Annotated in this window: 19 protein-coding genes; 9 read left to right on the top strand and 10 right to left on the bottom strand. The window is 67.2% G+C overall.

Annotated elements, in window-relative coordinates; translation table 11 throughout:
- The first annotated feature begins 66 nt into the window (after positions 1-66).
- Entirely contained in the window at positions 67-645 is a 579-nt protein-coding gene (locus tag H6717_08590) for an SUMF1/EgtB/PvdO family nonheme iron enzyme (protein ID MCB9577069.1), read from the top strand.
- Positions 646-940: 295 nt separating this feature from the next.
- On the opposite strand, the gene H6717_08585 is transcribed toward H6717_08590, so the two are convergent.
- Positions 941-2107 (bottom strand): hypothetical protein, encoded by a 1167-nt coding sequence (locus tag H6717_08585; protein ID MCB9577068.1) that lies wholly within the window; start codon positions 2105-2107, stop codon positions 941-943.
- A 754-nt stretch (positions 2108-2861) separates the two neighbouring features.
- On the opposite strand from H6717_08585, the gene H6717_08580 reads away from it, so the two are divergent.
- Positions 2862-3500, top strand: coding sequence for a YkgJ family cysteine cluster protein (locus tag H6717_08580; protein ID MCB9577067.1), 639 nt, complete (start codon positions 2862-2864; stop codon positions 3498-3500).
- Here the strand turns inward: H6717_08580 and H6717_08575 are convergent.
- Both H6717_08575 and H6717_08570 read right to left on the bottom strand, forming a co-directional pair.
- Positions 3416-3808 carry a DUF302 domain-containing protein gene (locus tag H6717_08575; GenBank protein MCB9577066.1) on the bottom strand — a complete coding sequence of 131 codons (393 nt, stop codon included), beginning with the start codon at positions 3806-3808 and terminating at the stop codon, positions 3416-3418. The genes H6717_08580 and H6717_08575 overlap by 85 nt on opposite strands.
- A gap of 209 nt (positions 3809-4017) precedes the next feature.
- On the bottom strand, positions 4018-4779 hold the full coding sequence (locus H6717_08570; protein ID MCB9577065.1) for a hypothetical protein: 762 nt from the start codon (positions 4777-4779) through the stop codon (positions 4018-4020).
- 98 nt (positions 4780-4877) lie between these two features.
- Between H6717_08570 and H6717_08565 the strand changes: the two genes are divergently transcribed.
- From H6717_08565 to H6717_08555, 3 genes are all read left to right on the top strand, one after another.
- Positions 4878-5999, top strand: a complete 1122-nt coding sequence (locus H6717_08565) for a cysteine desulfurase (GenBank protein MCB9577064.1) — start codon at positions 4878-4880, stop codon at positions 5997-5999.
- Positions 6000-6120: 121 nt separating this feature from the next.
- Positions 6121-7485, top strand: a complete 1365-nt coding sequence (locus H6717_08560) for a serine/threonine protein kinase (GenBank protein MCB9577063.1) — start codon at positions 6121-6123, stop codon at positions 7483-7485.
- The gene (locus H6717_08555) at positions 7482-8159 is read left to right on the top strand and encodes a hypothetical protein (protein ID MCB9577062.1); all 678 of its coding nucleotides are present in this window, start codon (positions 7482-7484) and stop codon (positions 8157-8159) included. The genes H6717_08560 and H6717_08555 overlap by 4 nt, the downstream gene beginning before the upstream one ends.
- Here the strand turns inward: H6717_08555 and H6717_08550 are convergent.
- On the bottom strand, positions 8137-8934 hold the full coding sequence (locus H6717_08550; GenBank protein MCB9577061.1) for a methylase: 798 nt from the start codon (positions 8932-8934) through the stop codon (positions 8137-8139). The genes H6717_08555 and H6717_08550 overlap by 23 nt on opposite strands.
- 112 nt (positions 8935-9046) lie before the next feature.
- On the opposite strand from H6717_08550, the gene H6717_08545 reads away from it, so the two are divergent.
- The gene (locus H6717_08545; protein ID MCB9577060.1) at positions 9047-11203 is read left to right on the top strand and encodes a low temperature requirement protein A; all 2157 of its coding nucleotides are present in this window, start codon (positions 9047-9049) and stop codon (positions 11201-11203) included.
- 43 nt (positions 11204-11246) lie between these two features.
- On the opposite strand, the gene H6717_08540 is transcribed toward H6717_08545, so the two are convergent.
- Positions 11247-11588, bottom strand: coding sequence for an RNA-binding protein (locus H6717_08540; protein MCB9577059.1), 342 nt, complete (start codon positions 11586-11588; stop codon positions 11247-11249).
- A 207-nt stretch (positions 11589-11795) separates the two neighbouring features.
- Here H6717_08540 and crcB point away from each other — a divergent pair, with 207 nt between their 5' ends.
- Both crcB and H6717_08530 read left to right on the top strand, forming a co-directional pair.
- Positions 11796-12176, top strand: coding sequence for a fluoride efflux transporter CrcB (gene crcB, locus H6717_08535; protein MCB9577058.1), 381 nt, complete (start codon positions 11796-11798; stop codon positions 12174-12176).
- Between the two features lie 14 nt (positions 12177-12190).
- A complete protein-coding gene (locus H6717_08530) occupies positions 12191-12532 on the top strand; it encodes a DUF190 domain-containing protein (GenBank protein MCB9577057.1) in 342 nt (113 codons plus the stop codon).
- A 52-nt stretch (positions 12533-12584) separates the two neighbouring features.
- Here H6717_08530 and H6717_08525 read toward each other — a convergent pair whose 3' ends face one another.
- The 4 genes from H6717_08525 to H6717_08510 form a co-directional block, all read right to left on the bottom strand.
- Positions 12585-13091 carry an arsenate reductase ArsC gene (locus H6717_08525; GenBank protein ID MCB9577056.1) on the bottom strand — a complete coding sequence of 169 codons (507 nt, stop codon included), beginning with the start codon at positions 13089-13091 and terminating at the stop codon, positions 12585-12587.
- Positions 13092-13505: 414 nt separating this feature from the next.
- Positions 13506-14297 (bottom strand): arsenite methyltransferase, encoded by a 792-nt coding sequence (locus H6717_08520; GenBank protein MCB9577055.1) that lies wholly within the window; start codon positions 14295-14297, stop codon positions 13506-13508.
- Positions 14294-15364, bottom strand: a complete 1071-nt coding sequence (arsB, locus tag H6717_08515) for an ACR3 family arsenite efflux transporter (GenBank protein ID MCB9577054.1) — start codon at positions 15362-15364, stop codon at positions 14294-14296. Before arsB ends, H6717_08520 begins: the two co-directional genes overlap by 4 nt.
- On the bottom strand, positions 15364-15702 hold the full coding sequence (locus H6717_08510) for a winged helix-turn-helix transcriptional regulator (GenBank protein MCB9577053.1): 339 nt from the start codon (positions 15700-15702) through the stop codon (positions 15364-15366). Before H6717_08510 ends, arsB begins: the two co-directional genes overlap by 1 nt.
- Between H6717_08510 and H6717_08505 the strand changes: the two genes are divergently transcribed.
- Positions 15586-17559: an ABC transporter ATP-binding protein gene (locus H6717_08505; GenBank protein ID MCB9577052.1), complete on the top strand. Its 1974-nt coding sequence runs from the start codon at positions 15586-15588 to the stop codon at positions 17557-17559. The two genes, H6717_08510 and H6717_08505, sit on opposite strands and share 117 nt — an antisense overlap.
- On the opposite strand, the gene H6717_08500 is transcribed toward H6717_08505, so the two are convergent.
- On the bottom strand, positions 17556-18545 hold the full coding sequence (locus H6717_08500; protein ID MCB9577051.1) for an aldo/keto reductase: 990 nt from the start codon (positions 18543-18545) through the stop codon (positions 17556-17558). The genes H6717_08505 and H6717_08500 overlap by 4 nt on opposite strands.
- Between the last annotated feature and the right edge of the window lie 3 nt (positions 18546-18548).

Raw genomic sequence — 18548 nt, 5'->3', positions numbered from 1 at the left:
TGCAGCGTGGACACCGTTCGCGTTGATGTCGGCGACGCTCCCTACTGCATCGATGCGGTTGAGGTTGTGCGTTCGGCCTATCGGCAGTTCTTGGCGGCGACGCCAGCGCAGCCGGCGGTCCCCGGCTGCTGGTGGAACACGTCTCTAGTTCCAAACGGTTGGAGTAGCGGCGATCACGGCGATGGAGCACTCCCGGCGACGGGCGTGGACTGGTGCGACGCCGCCGCGTTCTGCCAGTGGAAGGGACGTAGCTTGTGCGGTGCGACCGATGACTCCCAGCTTCCCTACGGCGAGTACGCCGGGGAGTCTGACAGTTGGTATTTGGCTTGCACGGGCGGGCGCGACCAGGCGTATCCGTATGGAACGCACTATGATCCCAATGCGTGCAATGGTGCGCTGGGAGCGGAGCCCCGAGCCGCGAAGCCCGGCCAGTGCGAAGGCGGACTCCCGACGCTGCTCGACCTCAGCGGGAACGTGTGGGAGTGGGAGGGGGTGTGCGATGGCACGGATGGGCGGTACGACAAGTGCCGCCTTCGCGGTGGGAGTTTCGGCTCGAGCTCCATCCAGCTTGCGTGCGCCTATAGTGCTGTCGCCGAGCGAGACGACATCGGCAGCAACATCGGTTTCCGTTGCTGCTCACACTGAGCTCGCCGCAATTTGGATGACAGACTACAGCCGCTTTCATTGACTCGTAACACGCTGGCGCCCGGCGACTCAGGTGAACGGTAGGCAGCCGGCGCCGGCCTCGCCGGTATTCCCGGTGGGGCTACGCCCCACACCCCGCGCGGGGAACCGAGAACCCCGCGCCGCCACTGTTCCATGCTTCTGAAAGACGCTGTAACCCCAGTGCTCATCTGAGTTGGTCCTCTCTCGCAAAGCGGCGGCTCAACGACGATCTCTTTGTCGGGTGGCTTGTCGATTCGGCGCGGAATCAGCCCGCCTATCGCGGAACAAGCAGCGCCAGGGCGCGCCGAAGCAGCTCTTGTAGAGAGAGGGTGCGCGCTTCTCGAGCGAGCGTTTCCGTCGCCTTCTTGGCTTCGCCCTTCTTGAAGCCCTGAGTCGTCAGCGCCAAGAGGAGCTTGTCTTGCTTCTCTCGCGCCTCAGCGTCCGCAACGTCCTCGGTGTCTGAACGCCTTCGCTGACGAAGGCGAATCCTGTCTTCCACGTACTCGCGGCCGAAGGTCTTCTTGGCCGCGTTCAAGTTGTGGCCTCTGCAATAGATCCGACCATTGGAGGATCCATCGCCACCACCGATGCCGGTGGCTTCGATGTGGTCGTACTGCAGAAACGCCCTTGCCGTGCAGCGCACCCCGGACTCCGACACGAAGCAGCACTGGGCACCGTCGCGCTCGTACACCTCGCGCCGGGCTGCACGGCCGGGCTCGCCCGGCTTCGTTCCGCGGGAGCGGCGCGGCTTGTCTGTCTTGCCCCAGCGCTTCTTCTCCAGCTCGCGAATCAGCGCGTCGAGCGCCCGCTCGACCACGACCTCCAGCTCCCGGCTCACGTGGCTCATCAGATTCTGGGCGTGCTCGAGCTTCGCTTTCAGGCTCTCTCCGGCACTGAAATGCACCTCGAAGCGCCCTTCCGAAAGCGGTTCCACGCCGGCCCCCGACCCTTTCCCGGCACTGGGCTCGACCCGGTCCGGAACATCCGGCTTCGGGAACCAGCGCGCGAGCACGACGCGAATCCCCGCGCTGGTCTTGCCGGCGGCTTCTTCCAGGAGCGCAGTGTGATTGTCCTGCGTGAGTCGCGGAGCCAAGAGCGAAAGCCCGGAAAGGTGCAAATCTCCGCTAGCAAGTAGCGAAAGCACCACCGGAAACGACAGCGCTGCCCGCGCCCCGGCGATGCTCCGATACGCCGTGCCCTCGCTCATCCCCAGGCCACGCACGCAGAAGTCGTACATGGACGAGTAGCCCTGGTCGTACACGAGCTCACGTCGGTCGATTTCGGCGAGGTGCGCGACCAAGTGCGCGATCGCTTTGCGCCGCCCGGCGTTGGCAACGACCGCGCTGGACCAGAGATCGCGATTGGAGAGGTCTTGAAGTGCGGAGAGCGCAGTGCGCTCGGTGGCAGACAGTTCTACGGAAATGGCCTTGGATGATGACATGACAAACCCCCGTGGTTTCCCCTGGCATACCACGGGAAATTTCGTCTTCTTCAGCGCCCTCTCGAGGCGCTTTCGAGCGCGCGGGCACTTCGAAGATCGATTTCGTTTCGAACGCTCGCCCAGTGGGCGCACGTGCGCTGCGCGGGCGTTGTGCGAACCAGAGCGGCGAAATGAGAGCGCGGAGCGTCCGAAATCTCGTCAACTGAAATCGCCTTCGCGGTGTCGAATTCTGTCGTCCGTTCGCGCTTGTCTCGTGTTGCGCTCTTCCGGTCGCTTGGCTCAGAAGGCCGCGCGCGCCCGCCCTCGAACGACGCGCGGCAACGGCGGCGCGACCGTCAGTCGTCTAATGCGTGACAGCGACGTTAGTCGTCCGCTGCCGAGGGTAGCTTCAGCGGCTTGGCGACCCTCGACCAAGCAGAAGTCAAACCGCCAAGGCGCCAAGATCGCCAAGAGAGACCAAGATCCTGGGCTGAGCGCTGAAGACTCTTCGCGTCGCTTGCGCCGTTTCCATGCGTCGCCTCCACGTTCACAACCCCCTCTCTCTCTCGGTTTGGCGAGCTTGGCGGCCTGGCGGTTTTCTCTCTCTCGGCTTGGCGACCTTGGCGTCTTGGCGGTTTTCTCTCTCGTCTTGGCGGCTTGGCGGTGTTCCTCGCCGCGATCTGACGGCGGTGTCGCCGAAGGTGGTTCCGCGGCGGACCGACATACAGGACTCGAGCTCTCGCCTTGGCATGCACGGAGGAGCTAAGCTCTCGCGGTGGCGTCCGGCCTTCACCTGCTTCGCTTTCGCTGCACCGCGTGCGGTAACTGCTGCCGCTCCGTGCGCGTGCCCGTCACCCACAGGGACGTGCGCCGCTTGATGACCGCCACGGGCAAGAGTGCCGCGGAGCTCACGGAGATGGCGAGCCTCGACATGAGCGGCGAGCCGGAGACCTGCCTCGACCTCGCCGGCGGCCGACGGCTGATGACGCTGCGCTTCGGCGACAGCGGCTGCGCCCTGCTCGGGGCAGACGGCCTGTGTGGCGTCTACGCCGCGCGCCCCCTGCCCTGCCGGAGCTTTCCCTTCCACGCCAGCTTCGGCCGCCGCGGCGGCATCCGACGTCTGCGGCTGCTGCCGCTGGGGGACTGCCCCTGGGAGCGGGGCGAACGCGAGAGCCCGCACCAGCTCCGCACGCTGCTCGAAACCCAACGTGCGGAGCTCTCGGAGTATGCGCGCCTCGTCTCGGCCTGGAACCGGCGCCAGCGGCGGCGGCGCTTCTTGGGCCGCCCGCCGGAAGACGCGACGCGATTTTTAGCCTTCGCCGGCCTCGGTCAGCCGAGCGCCGAGGCCACCCGGCGCAGCCTGGACTCCGCTTCCTCTGCAACGTCTTTCAACGCGTCGCCTTTCACCACCTGAAACATCGCCTTCGGATCGACGATGGACACGCGCACGCCGCCGTCCACCTGTTCCACCGTCACGTTGCAGGGCAACAGCAGGCCGATGGACGAGTCCGTCGACAGCGCGCGATGGGCGAGCTTCGGGTTGCACGCGCCGAGGATCTCGTAACGCTGAAAATCCACGTCGATTTTCTTCTTCAACGTCTCCTTCACGTCGATACGCGTGAGCACGCCGAAGCCTTCTGCCTTCAAAGCGTCCGTCACCTTGGCGACCGCGTCGTCGAAGCTGGTGTTGGCGAGCAGGACGTCGAATCCGTAGTCACTCATGATCATTCCTCCGTTTCGCGCGTGTTTCAGCGAAATCCGTGCCAGCGGGCTCGCTCGGCGGGCCTATCGTAAGGCGCGTTCGGAGAGATGCCACCACCCCGATCATGGGTTTGTCGGTCCGCCGCGGAACCTCCCGAAAGTCGCGAGCCCGAGCACCTCACGGCGCTCGGGCTCACGGTTCTCTCGGTTGGGGACCCGGAGAGTCTCGTTCAGCCGCCTCCGCACTGAAACTCCTGGGGATTGCACGTCTCCCCAGGCTGGCAGTTGTCGCTCGTCAGGCACTCCACGCACTGATGGCGATCCGGCTGACAGTACGGCCGACCGTTGTTGGTGCACTGCGTGTCGTTCAGGCAGCGCACGCACTGCCCCGCGGGCAGCAAGCAGTAGGGGTTGTCACCACCGCAGTTGCCGTCGGCCAGGCACTGGACGCACACGCCGTTGGCGGTGTCGCAGTAGGGGTGGTTGTTCGCCTGCGCGCAGTCCGTGTTGGACGAGCACGATCGCTCGCACTGGTGCGTCGCCACGTTGCACGTCTGATTGGGCCCCGTGCAGTTGGCGGGCGCGGTGCACTCCACGCAGCTCCCCGCGGCGGTGTTGCAGTAAGGCGTGTCGCCGCTGCAGTTGCCGTCGCCCACGCACTCCACGCATTTGCCCTGCGCCGTGTCGCAATATGGACGGTTGCCCGAGCAGTTCGCGTCCCCCAGACACTCGATGCAAACCCCGGCGGTCGGGTGGCAGTAGGGCGTTGGTGGCGCGCAATCCCCGCTGTTCACACATGCGGGCCCGCCGCCCACACCGCCGCTGCCGGTGGCAGCGCCGGTCCCCGCTCCTCCCGTGCCGATGCCGCTGTCTCCGCCACCGGCGCCGCCGGTGCTGCTGCCAAGTCCCGATTGATCGCTGCTGCCACAGGCGGCCGCGCCCACGAGACACACCACTACCGAAAGCCCCAGTGTCGCAATCCCTCTAAGCATTTCGAACAAACAGTGTCTCCACTCGACGAAACGAGGCGCCTTCGCCGCGGTTTTGTCGGACAGCTGCGCACATGGTCGCATCACTGATATGAAGCGCCATGGCCGAGCGCCCGATCTATCTCGACCACAACGCAACCACGCCGCTCTTGCCAGAGGTCCTGGCGGCGATGCTTCCGTACCTCGAGACGCACTTCGGCAATCCGTCGAGCTCCCACGCCTACGGCCGGGATGCGCACGCGGCGGTGGAGGCAGCGCGCAGCGACGTCGCAGCGTTGGTCGGCGCCGAGAGCGACGAGGTCGTGTTCACCTCCGGCGGCACGGAGGCGAACAATCTTGCCATCTTCGGCACGCTGCCGGCGGGCTCGTCGCCGCGCCACCTGATCACGTCCAGCATCGAGCACCCGGCCACGGCGGCGCCGGCCGCGGAGCTCGAGCGCCGGGGCCACCGGGTCACGCGCATCGCCGTCAGCGCTGCCGGCGCGGTGAGCGCGGACGACGTGGAACGGGCGCTCTCGGACGACACCGCGCTCGTCACCATCATGCACGCCAACAACGAGACCGGCGTGGTGCAGCCCATTCGCCCCATCGTGGAGCTGTGCCACGCGCGGGGCGTGCGCGTGCACACGGACGCGGCTCAATCTGCCGCCAAGCTGGACGTCGCCGCCCTCGGCGCCGACCTGATCAGCATCGCCGGCCACAAGCTGGGCGCGCCCAAGGGCGTCGGCGCCCTGATCGTGCGCCGCGGCACTGCACTGACCCCCCTCACGCTGGGCGCCTCCCACGAACGCGGCCTCCGGCCCGGGACCGAGAATGTCGCGTCCATCGTCGGCCTCGGGGTCGCCTGTCGTCGCGCCCGAGGGCGCACGGCGGAAGACCGCAAGCGGGTGGCGTCCTTGCGCGACGGCCTGTGGTGGCGTCTCAGAGCGAGACATCCCGACCTCGTCGCGTTCGGACAGGACGCCGAACGCCTACCGAACACCTTGCTGGTCGCCGCCCCGGGCACGCGCGGCAGCGAGGTCCTGGGTCGCGTGCCCGAGCTGGCCGCGAGCACCGGTTCGGCCTGCCATGCGGGAACGGAAACACCCTCCGCGGTGCTCACCAGAATGGGCGTTTCCGGGCCGCTCGCCCTGGGCGCCATCCGGCTGTCCCTGGGCTTCGAGACCCGCGAGGAAGAAGTCGAGCGCGCCGCGGCGTTGCTGCTAGAAGCGCTCCGGCCGTGAGGGCCTGGCGCCCTCATGGCTCCGGCTCCACGCTTATGGGCTCGAAGCGCCCAATGCGTCACCCCGTCCCACATCACCTTACCTTCGGAAGCTGCCGCTGTTCGTGGCGGAGGGTGATAGAGTGAGCTTTCGTCGCGGGTCCGACTCCGGCGGTGAAGAGGGATCGAGCGTGGTGCAAGAGGACTTGGCGGTAGCGGAGCGAGCTTCCTCCGTCCGGCCCGGGGAGGTGCTGGGAGGGGCGTACCGCATCTTGCGCGCCATCGACGAAGGCGGCATGGGCACCGTGTTCGAAGCCGAGCACGTCCGTCTGCGGCGCCGACTGGCCGTGAAGATCATGGCTCAGCACCTGGTGAACGACGAGCAAGCCCTCGCCCGCTTCCAGCGCGAAGCGGAGATCATCAGTCAGCTCGCCCACCCCCACATCGTCCACGTGTCGGACTTCGACACCACGCCTGCGGGCGAGCCGTACTTGGTGATGGAGCTGCTCGAAGGTGAAAGCCTCGCCGTGCGCCTGGAGCGTGAAGGCACGCTGTCGCTGTCGGAGTCCGTGCGCATCGCGTGGCAGGTCGCCCTGGGCCTCTCCGCGGCGCACACCCTCGGCATCGTCCACCGCGACCTGAAACCCGGCAACGTGTTCCTGGTGGACCTGCCCACGCAAAAGGGCTTCGTGAAACTGCTCGATTTCGGCATCAGCAAGGGCACCGGCGGCGGCCGCAAGATCACCCGAGAGTTCGACATCTTGGGCACACCCGACTACATGGCGCCGGAGCAAGCCCTGGGTCGCACCGCCAACGTGGACGCTCGTGCGGATCAGTTCTCCCTCGCCTGCATCGTGTTCGAGTGCCTCGCCGGCCGCATGCCCTTCACCGGCACCACGGTGATGGAAGTGCTGCAGGCGATCATCGGCGCGGCGCCGCTCTCGCTCCGGGAGCTGGCCCCGGGCACACCGGAAGCCGCTCAAGAAGTGCTGGAGCGCGCCCTCGCGAAGAAGCCGGAAGAGCGCTACGGCAGCGTGACGGAGCTGGTCGAGCATTTCGCCATCGCCGCCCAGTGCGCGTTGCCGGGCACGGGTCCCACTTCCGCACCGCCGCAGTCGTCGCGCTCTCCGCGGCGCCCGCCCACACCGGCGCCGTCCTCGCCGCCACCGTCCACTCGCGCGGAGCGGGAGAAGCAGGGCACGGCCAAGACGCAGCTGGCGTCCAGTCCCAACAATCCCTTGCCGGACGGCAAGAGCGGTCCGGTACCCCGCCGCGTAGTTCCGGACTCCGAAGCAGATCTGCTCAAGGCCCTCGGCGGTCAGACCCGTCGCGTGCGCGTGATCGGCGCGTCGCACGCGGCGCTCACTCCGGAGCAGGCCTTCATGCTCTCGCGGCTCGAAGGCGGCCTCAGCGTGGAAGAAGCGCTGGACGTGTCGCCGTTGCCGCGACGCGATTCTCTACGGGTGCTCGTGGAGTTGCTCCACGCCGGACACCTCGCAGTGGAATGAAGGTCCGAGCCGTTCTCCTTTCGTTTTTGCTCTCCGCCTGCGCTACCGGCGGAGAGGGCGACGTGCCGGCAGCCGGCGGCGGCAGTGGCTCTCTGGGTGGCAGCGGTGGAGGCACCGCCACTGGCGGCACCGCTGGCAGCGGCGGCGGCAGTGGTGGCCTCGCTGGCAGTAGCGGCAGCGGCGGGCTCAGCGGCAGTGGCGGGCTCGGCGGCAGTGCTGGAGCCGCGGGCGCCGGCGGCGCCACCGCGTGCAGCACCACCACCACCTGCCAAGCGCCTACGGATCTCGGCTCCATGAGCGGCGACAGCGGCAGCGATACTCAACAGATCCAAGGCACGGAATCGGAGTGGTTCCGCATCCGCGTCACGGAAGACAACCACAGCGTGATCGGTCACGCCCTGCAGCTCTCGGCCAGTGTGGACGTGCCCGCGGATGCCGACATCGACGTATACGCCTACGTGAACGTGGACCAAGACGCCTCGCCCTGCGGCCTCTCGCCCTACGCCAAGGCGGACGCGGGCGGCATTGGCGCCAACGAAACCCTCGACGTGAAATGGGGCGACGGCCTGACGGGCAGCGGCAACGACGACTCGCGAGACGTGCTCTTGCAGGTGGTGCACAAGGGCGGCGCCTGCTCCACGGCGTGGTCGATCAATCTGGTCGCCAATCCGTGAGAGCGGGCACGCCCTCGGCCGGACGCCACACCACGACGCCCTGAGCCAAGAGCGCCTCGTCCGCTTCCACGCTCGCGTCCAGCTCGGCGAGGGCCCGCGCCGACGCGCGAAAGCTGTGACGTGGGTCGGCCGTCTTCAGCTTGCTCCACACGCGCGTCCAGCGCGCGAAGAGCATGCCCAGGGCGGTGTGCGGCAACACGCCGCGGCGCAAATCGCGGGGCAGCACGTCGCGCAGGGCGAGCGGCGCAAAGCCGCGCACACACGCCGAGTGCAGCACCAGTGCTTCGCGCCGCGGACCGTCGCGCGTCACCCGGAGCACCAGCGCCGCCAAGGCGTGCCCCGCCTTGTCACTGCTGCCCTCCACGACCACGCCGCCGACCTGGACGCCGCGCGCGAGAGCGGCGTGGGCCGCGGCCACGTGCTCGGGCCGGTATTGCCGGAGCACGTTCATCGCGCGCACGACGCGCGCCGGCTCCGCGAGGGGCAGCTCGAAGCCGCCCACGCGGATCTCGACTTCCCCCGCCGCGTGCGCCGCGGCGGCCGCCGCGCGCCGGGCGTCCACTTCCACGCCGATCACGGCGAGCGCGGGGTTTTCGCGCCGCAGCGCGCGGGCGAGCTCGAGCGTCGTCCACGGCGCCTCCCCGACCCCGACGTCCACGACGGGACCGCCCTCCGCGCGCCGCACGAGCTCGCGCTCCGCGCGGCACAGCCACGTGTCCAGGACGCGAAGCCGTCCCCGAGACGTCTTCCCGCGGGTGGACCGGGCCGTGAGCACGCGAGGACTGTACGCGTGGTTCCGCGGCGGACCAGCAAAACCCGAACGGGGATTGAAAGAGAGTTTGTTGGTGCGGCGCGGAAACGGCCCCAATCGAGTATAGATCCAGGGCATGCGGAGCCGCTGGTTCCACCGGCCCTTCTTGCACAGCCCGGCCCTCGGTCTCGAGAAGAAGGCCACCTGGATCGAGCTGTTCTACGACCTGATCTTCGTCGCCGCGTTCATCCAGCTGGGCAACGGGCTGTCGAGTCACACGTCGGTCAAGGGGTTCCTCGGCTTCGCCGGTGTGTTCGTGCCGTTGTGGGTGGCGTGGACCGGATTCACGTTCTTCGAGAACCGCTACACGCTGGACGACTTCTCCCATCGCCTGCTGGTGTTCCTGCAGATGTTCGCGGTGGGCGCCATGGCCATCAGCGCTCCCGGCGTGCTGGACGGACACGTGTTCGCCTTCTCGCTGTCCGCGGGCATCGCGCAGCTGGTGGTGGCGGGGATGTACCTCCGGGCCTACTTGCAGGTTTCCGAGGCCGTGGACTACAGCCGCTTCTGGGGTCTGGTGTTCGCGTTCGGGGGAGCGCTGTGGGTGGTGGCGGCGTTCATGCCCCCGCTCGTGGCCTATGGCATGTGGGGCGTCGGCACCGTCGGCGTGCTCGGCTCACCCCTCAGCCGACAATCGCGGGAGCTGAGCGAGCGCTTTCCGCTGGACTTCGAGCACCTGGGCGAACGCTACGGCCTGCTCACGCTGATCGTGCTGGGCGAGTCCTTCGTGAAGGTGCTGAGCGCGCTGGCCGGCGAAGGCGTGAACCTGTCCGTGTACGGCGAGGCGAGCCTGGTGCTGCTGGTCACCTGCAGCCTGTGGTGGGTGTACTTCGACGACATCGCGGGCTCGCGCATTCGCAGCGGTGGCGGGCAGTGGGTGGTGTGGCTCTACTTCCACATTCCGCTGCAGATCGGCTTCACGGCCGTCGGCGTGGCGGTGAAGAAGGCCGTGCACTTCGGCTGGGATCAGCCGGCGCCGGAGGCGTATCGCTATCTGCTCGCGGGCTCGCTGGCCGTGGCCTACTTCAGCGTGGCCGCCATCGACTCGGTGACGGAGCGACGTCAGGCCGAGCTCAGCGACCGCGCTCGCATCAACGCGCGCTGGGGTTCGGCGCTCTTGCTGCTGCTGCTGGCGCCAGCGGGGGGCGCCATGAGCGGTGGCGCGTTCCTGTCTCTCGTGCTCTTGGTCACCGTGGCGCAGGTCGCCTTCGACATGATGATGGCGCCCTTCGAAGAAGCCGCGCACACCGAGCTCGGAGCCAAGACCACGGCCGAGATCACCCGCGAGCGCCATGCTCAGGGGAATGCCGCCCCCGCGCAGAAGAACCGACCGGTGGTGACCGACGCCGTGCGCAAGGGCACGCCTTCGGAGCTGCGCCGGGATCTGTACTTCTATTTCATCGAAGGCAGCTGGACCCGCGTGTTCGTGGCCTTCGCGTTCTTGTTCGTGATCACGAACGTGTTCTTCGCAGCGCTCTACACCCTGGATCCGCAGTCGATCAGCGGCGGACACTCGCGCACGTTCACGGATGCGTTCTTCTTCAGCGTACAGACCCTGGCCACCATCGGTTACGGCGCGCTTTCCCCCGGAAACGTGTTCGGTGACGTGATCGTCACGGTGGAGGCGGCGGTGGGGCTCATCGGGGTGGCGCTCACCACCGGTCTGGTGTTCGCCAAGGCCAGCCGCGCGCGGGCCAGCGTGCTGTTCTCCAAGTACCTGGTCGTCACGCGCATGGAGGGCAAACGGGTGCTGATGCTGCGGGCAGGCAACGCCCGTGGGAACGAAGTCGTCGACGCGACGATGACGCTGCACGCCCTCGTGGACGAGCTGACGCCGGAAGGGCACCACTTCCGGCGCGTCCGCGACCTGCGCCTCACCCGGGATCGCTCACCCATGTTCGTGCTCTCTTGGGCGGTGATGCACGAGATCGACGAACAGAGCCCCCTCGGGAGCGTGGACTGGGACAAACCCCTCGGCGGAGATCTGATTTCGATCGTGGTCACGCTCATGGGTCACGACGGAACCTACGGACAGACGATCTACGCGCGGCACATCTACTACCCGGACGACATCCGGGTGAACCAACGCTTCGAGGACGTGATCAGTCAGCTGCCGGATGGGCGCCTGATGATCGACTACGGCAAGTTCCACGACACGCTGCCGGACGCCGCTGCGATGGAGACCCTGGGCCTCTCCGATCCAAAGAAAAACGGCGACCCGTCCGAAGACTAGTCGCCGTTTTTCAGTTGCCGGCCATCCGGCCGGCGCTCGCGCGTCAGTAGCGATTGCGGCGTTCTCCGCCGCCACCGCGCCGACCGCGGTCACCACCGCCGCCGCCACCGCCGCCGCCGCCACGAGGACCACGAGGAGCGCGCTCCTCCGCCTCGTTCACGCGCAACGCGCGACCGTCGAGCATGGTGCCGTTGGTCGCCTCGATGGCGCGCTGTGCGGCATCGTCCGTGCCCATGGTCACGAATCCGAAACCGCGGGAACGGCCCGTCTCACGATCCGTAACGACGTGAACGTCCGTGACCTCGCCGTGCGCCGAGAACAGATCACGGAGCGTGTCGTTGGTGGTCGAAAATGGCAGGTTCCCTACATACAGCCGATTTCCCATGTCTCTCTCATCCTCTCGCTCAGGCGATACAGAAACGCGCCATCCCAGAAGTGAGAGCGGCGAGACCCGATGCCGGAAACGATCTGGTGACCTCGCCGAGGCTAGCTCAACCCCCCCGGAAATCAATACTTCGCGGCCCGGGCTTGCCCCGCCTCGCGGCCTGCCCTTAGATGCCCGCTAAGCTCGCGAACGAGGCCACGTTTTCCCATGCAACGGTTTCTCTGGGTCTGTCTCGGCGGCGCCCTCGGCAGCGGCGCCCGATACCTCGTCAGCGGCTGGGCATTGCGCTGGCTGGGAGCGGCTTTCCCCTACGGAACCCTGGCGGTCAACTTGACCGGCTCGTTCCTACTCGCGTGTTTGATGCACGTGGGTCTGTCCACGGGCATGTCCCCGTCGCTCCGCCTGGCGCTGACCACCGGCGCCATGGGCGGGTTCACGACCTACTCCACGTTCAGTTACGAGACGATGAAGCTGATCCAGGACGGGGCCTGGTCCCTGGCGGCGCTGAACGTTGGCATCACGGTGTTCGCCTGCCTGGGGGCGAGCTTCCTAGGGCTCATGGCCGGGCGCCTGTTGCTGGGCGCCTGAAGAAGGAGGAGCACATGCGCATTCTGACGGGTGAGCAGGTTCTGGTTCGGATCTTCATCGGCGAGAGCGACACCTGGCACCACCAGTCGCTGGCCACGGCGCTGGTGGAACGCCTGCGCAAGGAAGGCTTTGCCGGCGCCACGGTATTCCACGGGGTGGCGGGCTTCGGCGCTCATAGCATCATGCACACCAGCAACATCCTGCGCCTGAGTCAGGACTTGCCGGTCGTGATCGAGGTGGTGGACACCGAAGAGCAGGTCGACCGCATGGTGCCCATCCTCGACGAAATGGTCGCCGAAGGCCTGGTCACCATGGAAAAGGTCCGCGTCCACAAGTACGCCCCGCGCCCGGAGTGAGCATCTTGTCGGTCCGCCGCGAGCCGCTTCGGAACCCTCGAAGGAGGGAGAACTACGCGGGGCGGACGGCGAAGCGCTCGATGCGATCGCGAATGGCGTCCCGCGCGCTGCGGAACCGCAAGAGCAGCTCTTCTCGCGGGAGGCCCTCAGCGGCGGGATCCGGCTCCGGCCAGTGCAGGCGCTGCACGCGCCCCGGAAACACGGGGCACACCTCTTCGGCACACAGTGTGATGACCACGTCGACCGACGCCGGGTCGATGGTGTCGACGGATTTGGAGTGCTGCGCGGAGATGTCCACGCCGATCTCCGCCATCACCTCCACCGCATAGGGATTGAGCCGGGAGGGCGCGCTGCCGGCGCTGGCCACCCGGCCCGGCAAGATCTGGCGAGCGATACCCTCCGCCAGCTGGCTGCGGGCGGAGTTCGCCACGCACAGGAACAGCACGCTCTCGGCCTTTCGAGCCTCGAGTCCGAGCTCGGCGCGGCGGCGATCCGTGAGGCCGTCGTGCGGGCCGCGGCGCCGGAGCGGCGCGTCGTGCCACCACTGCTCCGGCTTCATGTCGTCACGGCGCTCCGGGTTCAGCGGATAGTAGATGCGGTTGTCCGGCTTGGTCCGCTCGCCCCCGACCAAGAGCAGCGCTTCGCCGTCGGAGTTGTTGAGGATGCTGTGGCAGATGCCCGTGCCGGCGGGGAATGCCGCGAGATCCCCGGCTTGCATCGGGTGAAGCTCGCCGTCGATCCACGCATCGACGCTACCCTCGAGCACGTAGACCAGCTCTTCTTCCTTCTCTTCCGCGTGGGGGTAGCTGGTGCGCACACCGGGCGCGAGGCGCTCCAGATGCAAGCCGATGCGCTCGAGCCCCGCCGCGCGCCCGATGGCGCGCCCCGCGGACATGAGCTCTTCGCTGCCGGGATAGGCAGACGCTTCTTCCGAAACGTCCGCCGCCCGCACGATGAACGACGGTCGCACGGCTCAGCAGCAGCCGCGGCTCTTGGGCTTTTGCGCGGTGATGTTGGCGGAGGCCACGTACTCCTCGGCGCCGCTGCCCGGCAGCCAGTCCTGGATGAACTCGCGGCTCTCGGGCTTCACCACCACACTCACTTGCTCGAAGCCGACGGCACGCAGCATGTCCTCCAGCGTCTTCACATCCGCCGCGCCCGCCACACACCCCGCCAGGGCCAGCGCGTCCTTCTGGATCTTCTCCGGGATCGGCCCGAGGGCCACCACGTCGCTCACGGCGAGGCGACCGCCGGGCTTCAGCACGCGGAAGGCGTCCTTCAACACCTGCACCTTGTCCGGCGACAGATTGATCACGCAGTTGGAGAGAATGACGTCCGCGGTGTCGTTGGCCACGGGCAGGTGCTCGATCTCCCCCAAGCGGAACTCCACGTTCGTGGCGTTCACACTGCGGGCGTTCTTGCGCGCCTTCTCCAGCATGGACGGGGTCATGTCCACGCCGATCACCTTCCCCGCGTCCCCCACCTGGCGCGCCGCCAAGAAACAATCGAAGCCGGCGCCGCTGCCCAAGTCCACCACCGTTTCCCCGGGGCGAAGCTTGGCGATGGCCTGCGGGTTGCCGCAGCCCAGGCCGAGGTCCGCGCCCTCGGGAACGCTGGCCAGATCTTCGGCGCTGTAGCCCAAGCTCAGGCTGCTGCCCGCGGGCACGCCGCAGCACCCCGGCGCGCAGCCGCCCTTTTCGGCTTCCGCCACCTGGGCGTAGTGATCGCGCACCGTGGCGCGCACCTGGTCGTTGGATTCACTCATGACACTGCCTCCACTGGATCTCGAGCCCGAAAGTAGCGCTTCTCGATCCAGAGCGCGACGTTCACCAGACCGATGAGCACCGGAACCTCTACCAGCGGGCCGATCACCGCGGCAAAGGCCGCACCGCTGTGGATGCCGAAGGTGGCGACGGCCACGGCGATGGCGAGCTCGAAGTTGTTGCTCGCCGCCGTGAACGAGAGCGTGGTCGATTCGCCGTAGCTGGCGCCCACCCGCTTGCTGAGGGCGAAGGACACCGCGAACATCAGCACGAAGTAGATCAGAAGCGGAATGGCGATGCGCACCACGTCCAGCGGCAGCTGCACGATGGCCTCGCCCTTGAGCGAGAACATCACCACGATGGTGAACAGCAGCGCCACCAGGGTGATGGGGCCAATGCGCGGCGCAAAGCGGGTTTCGTACCAGTCGCGGCCCCGCTTCGCGATCAGCGCTCTGCGGGTCAAGAAGCCCGCGGCGAAGGGAATTCCCAGGTAGATCGCGACGCTCTTGGCGATCTCAACGATGGTGATGTCCACCACCGCACCCTGGAGCCCCAGCCACGACGGCAGCGCGGTGGCGAATAGCCAGGCGTACACCGAGAAGAACAACACCTGGAAAATGGAATTCAACGCGACCAGCCCTGCGCAGTACTCCCGATCCCCTCGCGCCAGGTCGTTCCACACGATCACCATGGCGATGCAGCGCGCCAGGCCAATGAGGATCAGCCCCAGCATGTACTCCGGCTTGTCCCGGAGGAAGATTACCGCCAGCGCGAACATCAAGATCGGCCCGATAATCCAGTTCTGCACCAGCGACAGCGCCAGCACGCGCTTGTTAGACAGCACCCGCCCGAGCTCTTCGTAGCGGACCTTCGCCAGCGGCGGAAACATCATCAGGATCAGGCCCACGGCGATGGGAACGCTGGTGGTGCCCACGGTGAGCTGACCCAGCGCCTTCGGCACGGAGGGCGCCAAGTAGCCGAGAGCGACGCCCACACCCATGGCGGAGAAGATCCACACCGTGAGGTAGCGATCCAAGAACGACAGCCGGCGACCGACGTGCTCGCTCATCAGAGCCCTCCCACCAAGGCGCGCAGGCGCCGGAGCGCCGCGGGCTCGATGCAATAGCAGACCCGCGGCCCGCTCACCTCGCCGCGAACCAGACCCGCGTCCTTCAGCACCTTCAAGTGCTGGGACACCGTGGACTGCGCCAGGGGCAGCTCCAGCACGATGTCTCCACAGACACAGGTGTCCCGCCGCCCGAGCAGCCGAAGGATGCGCACCCGTGCGGGATGACCGATGGCTTTGGCCAACGCCGCCAGCTCGTCGTCCGCGGCTTCTCCCTCGATCGGTCGCAAATCTTGCTCGGTTTTTGGAGCCGGGCAGCAGCCGGGGACCGGAGCGCTCATCGTATTTTTGCGATTACCTGCTCGCGCCGGGGTCGTCAAGCGCCGGCCGCGTCCTATGGTCCATCGGTGCTCGAAAGTCGGCTCGGGGTCTACCGCCATAGCGGTCGTGCGGTGGCCCTGGTGTGGTCCACGAGCCGCGGGCTCACCGTCGCGTTGATCGTCCTCAGCGTTCTCGCGGGCCTGCTACCCGCGGCCATCGCCTACGTGGGCAAGCTGATCGTCGACGCGGTGGTCTCCGCGCACCGCAGCGGCGGTAGCCACCGCCTGGCGCTGGAGTGGATCGGCCTCGAGATGGGGCTCGTCGTGGCGCAAGCGGCGCTCCAGCGCGGCATCGGCGTGGTGCGCTCGTTGCTCCGGGCGCTGCTCGGACAACGCGTGAACGTGATGATCTTGGAGAAGGCGCTCACCCTGGGGCTGTCGCACTTCGAGGATTCCGAGCTCTACGATCGCATGACGCAGGCGCGCCGCGAGGCGTCCAGCCGTCCCCTGAGCCTGGTCATGCGCACCTTCGGCTTGGTGCAGGACGCCATCTCCCTCGTCAGCTACGGCGGCCTGCTGCTCGCCTTCTCGGGCTGGGCCGTGTTGATCTTGGTCGCCGCGGCGCTCCCCGCGTTCATCGCGGAAACGAAGTTTTCTGGCGAAGCCTTCCGCTTGTTCCGTTGGCGCACGCCGGAAACGCGCCAGCAAATGTACCTGGAGACGGTGCTGGCGCGGGAAGACTACGCCAAGGAAGTGCAGCTGTATCAGCTGGGTCCGCGCTTCCTCGCCCGCTACCGCCGGATCTTCGAGACCTTGTTCGGCGAGGACAAGAGCCTCACCCTCCGCCGCGGCGCGTGGGGTTTCGTCCTCGGGGTGCTGTCCACCGCGGCGTTCTACGGGGCCTACGGCTGGATCGCCATCGCCACCGTCGCGGGGGCCATCAGCCTCGGGCAGATGACGATGTACGTGCTCGTCTTCAAGCAAGGGCAAGGCGCGCTCACCTCGGCCCTGTCCGCCATCGGCGGGATGTACGAGGACAACCTGTACCTCTCGAACCTGTATTCCTTCTTGGACGAGCCCGTGGAGGCGGCCCGTGGCGATGCCAGCGAGGGGCCGGCTCCGGGCGAAGGCATTCGCTTCGAGGACGTGAGCTTCAGCTATCCGGGTGCAGATCGCCCCGCCCTGTCCGCCGTGACCCTGACGCTCCGCCCCGGAGACAAGCTGGCGCTGGTAGGCGAGAACGGCTCCGGCAAGACCACCCTCATCAAGCTGCTGACGCGCCTCTACTCACCCAGCTCCGGAACCATCACCCTGGACGGCCTCTCCCTCGAGCACTGGGATCCGTCGGCCCTGCGCCGCCGCATCGGCGTCATCTTCCAGGACTTCGCGCGCTACCAGCTGGTCGTCGGTGAGAACATCGGCGCCGGCGACGAACGCGCCTTCGACGACGAGACGCGCTGGCACGAGGCCGCCGAAAAGGGCCTCGCGGCGCCGTTCATCGAAGAGCTCCCCGACCGCTACCATACGCAGCTCGGGCGCTGGTTCTCCGGCGGCCGCGAGCTGTCCATCGGCCAGTGGCAGAAGATCGCGCTGGCGCGGGCGTTCATGCGCAAACAGGCGGACATCTTGGTGCTGGACGAGCCCACCGCTTCCATGGATGCGGAGGCAGAAACGCTGATCTTCGATCGCTTTCGAGAGATGACGGAGAAGCAGATCGCCGTGCTCATCTCCCATCGCTTCTCCACCGTGCGCATGGCCGACCAGATCGTGGTCTTGGCTCACGGAAAGGTCATCGAGCAGGGCAGCCACGACGAGCTCATCGCCCTGGACGGCCACTACGCACGGCTGTTCTCGCTGCAGGCCGCGGGCTATCGCTAATCGACGATCACGCCCATCATCTGCTCCGGGTAACGAAGCCCTTCGGCGGCACCCGCGGGGAAGATGTCGTTCAGCTGCTTCAGATCGGCGTCGCTCAGCGTCAGGTTCATGGCGCCGACGTTCTGCTCCAGGTAGCGCACGTGCTTGGTTCCCGGTATCGGGATCACGTTCTGCCCCTGGGCCAGCACCCAGGCCAGGGCCAACTGCGCCGCGCTGGCGTTCTTCTCCTTGGCCATCGCCTGCACGGCCTTCACCAGCTCCAGGTTCTTGTCGAAGTTGTCTCCCTGAAAGCGCGGAGAGAAGCGACGATAGTCGTCCTCCGCCAGGTCTTCGAACTTCGTGATCTGCCCGGTCAAGAAGCCTCTGCCCAGCGGACTGTAGGCCACGAACGCCGTCCCATGGTCCCGACACGCGGCCAGCAGTCCGTCCTCCGGATCCCGCGTCCAGAGCGAGTACTCACTCTGGACCGCAGCGATGGGATGCACCGACCACGCCTTCGCGAGATGCTTCGGCCCCACCTCGCTGAGGCCCAAGAAGCGGACTTTTCCTTCCTTCACCAGCTCCGCCATCGCGCCCACGGTGTCCTCGATGGGCGTCTGCGGATCCTTGCGGTGCAGATAGTACAGATCGATGGTCTCCACGCCCAAACGCTTCAGGCTCGCCTCACACGCCTTCTTCACGTACGCGGGGCTACCGTCGATGCCGCGCACCGTCGCGTCCTTCCGGTCGCGCACGATGCCGAACTTGGTCGCCAGCACGATCTGCTTTCGGTGCTGGGCCAGGAAGGGCGCCAAGAGCTCCTCGTTGTCGCCGAAGCCGTACATGTCCGCGGTGTCGAAGAACGTGACGCCCAGCTCCAGCGCTCGCTCCAACGTGCGCCTGCTTTCTGCATCGTCCCGCCCGGCGTAGAAGTCACTCATTCCCATGCAGCCGAGGCCCAGGGCAGAAACCTCCGGCCCACCGGCCCCCAACTTGCGCTTTTGCATGCT

Source organism: Polyangiaceae bacterium (genome assembly GCA_020633235.1).
Taxonomy (GTDB): domain Bacteria; phylum Myxococcota_A; class Polyangia; order Polyangiales; family Polyangiaceae; genus JACKEA01.
This window is presented reverse-complemented; position numbering and strand designations above follow the sequence as displayed.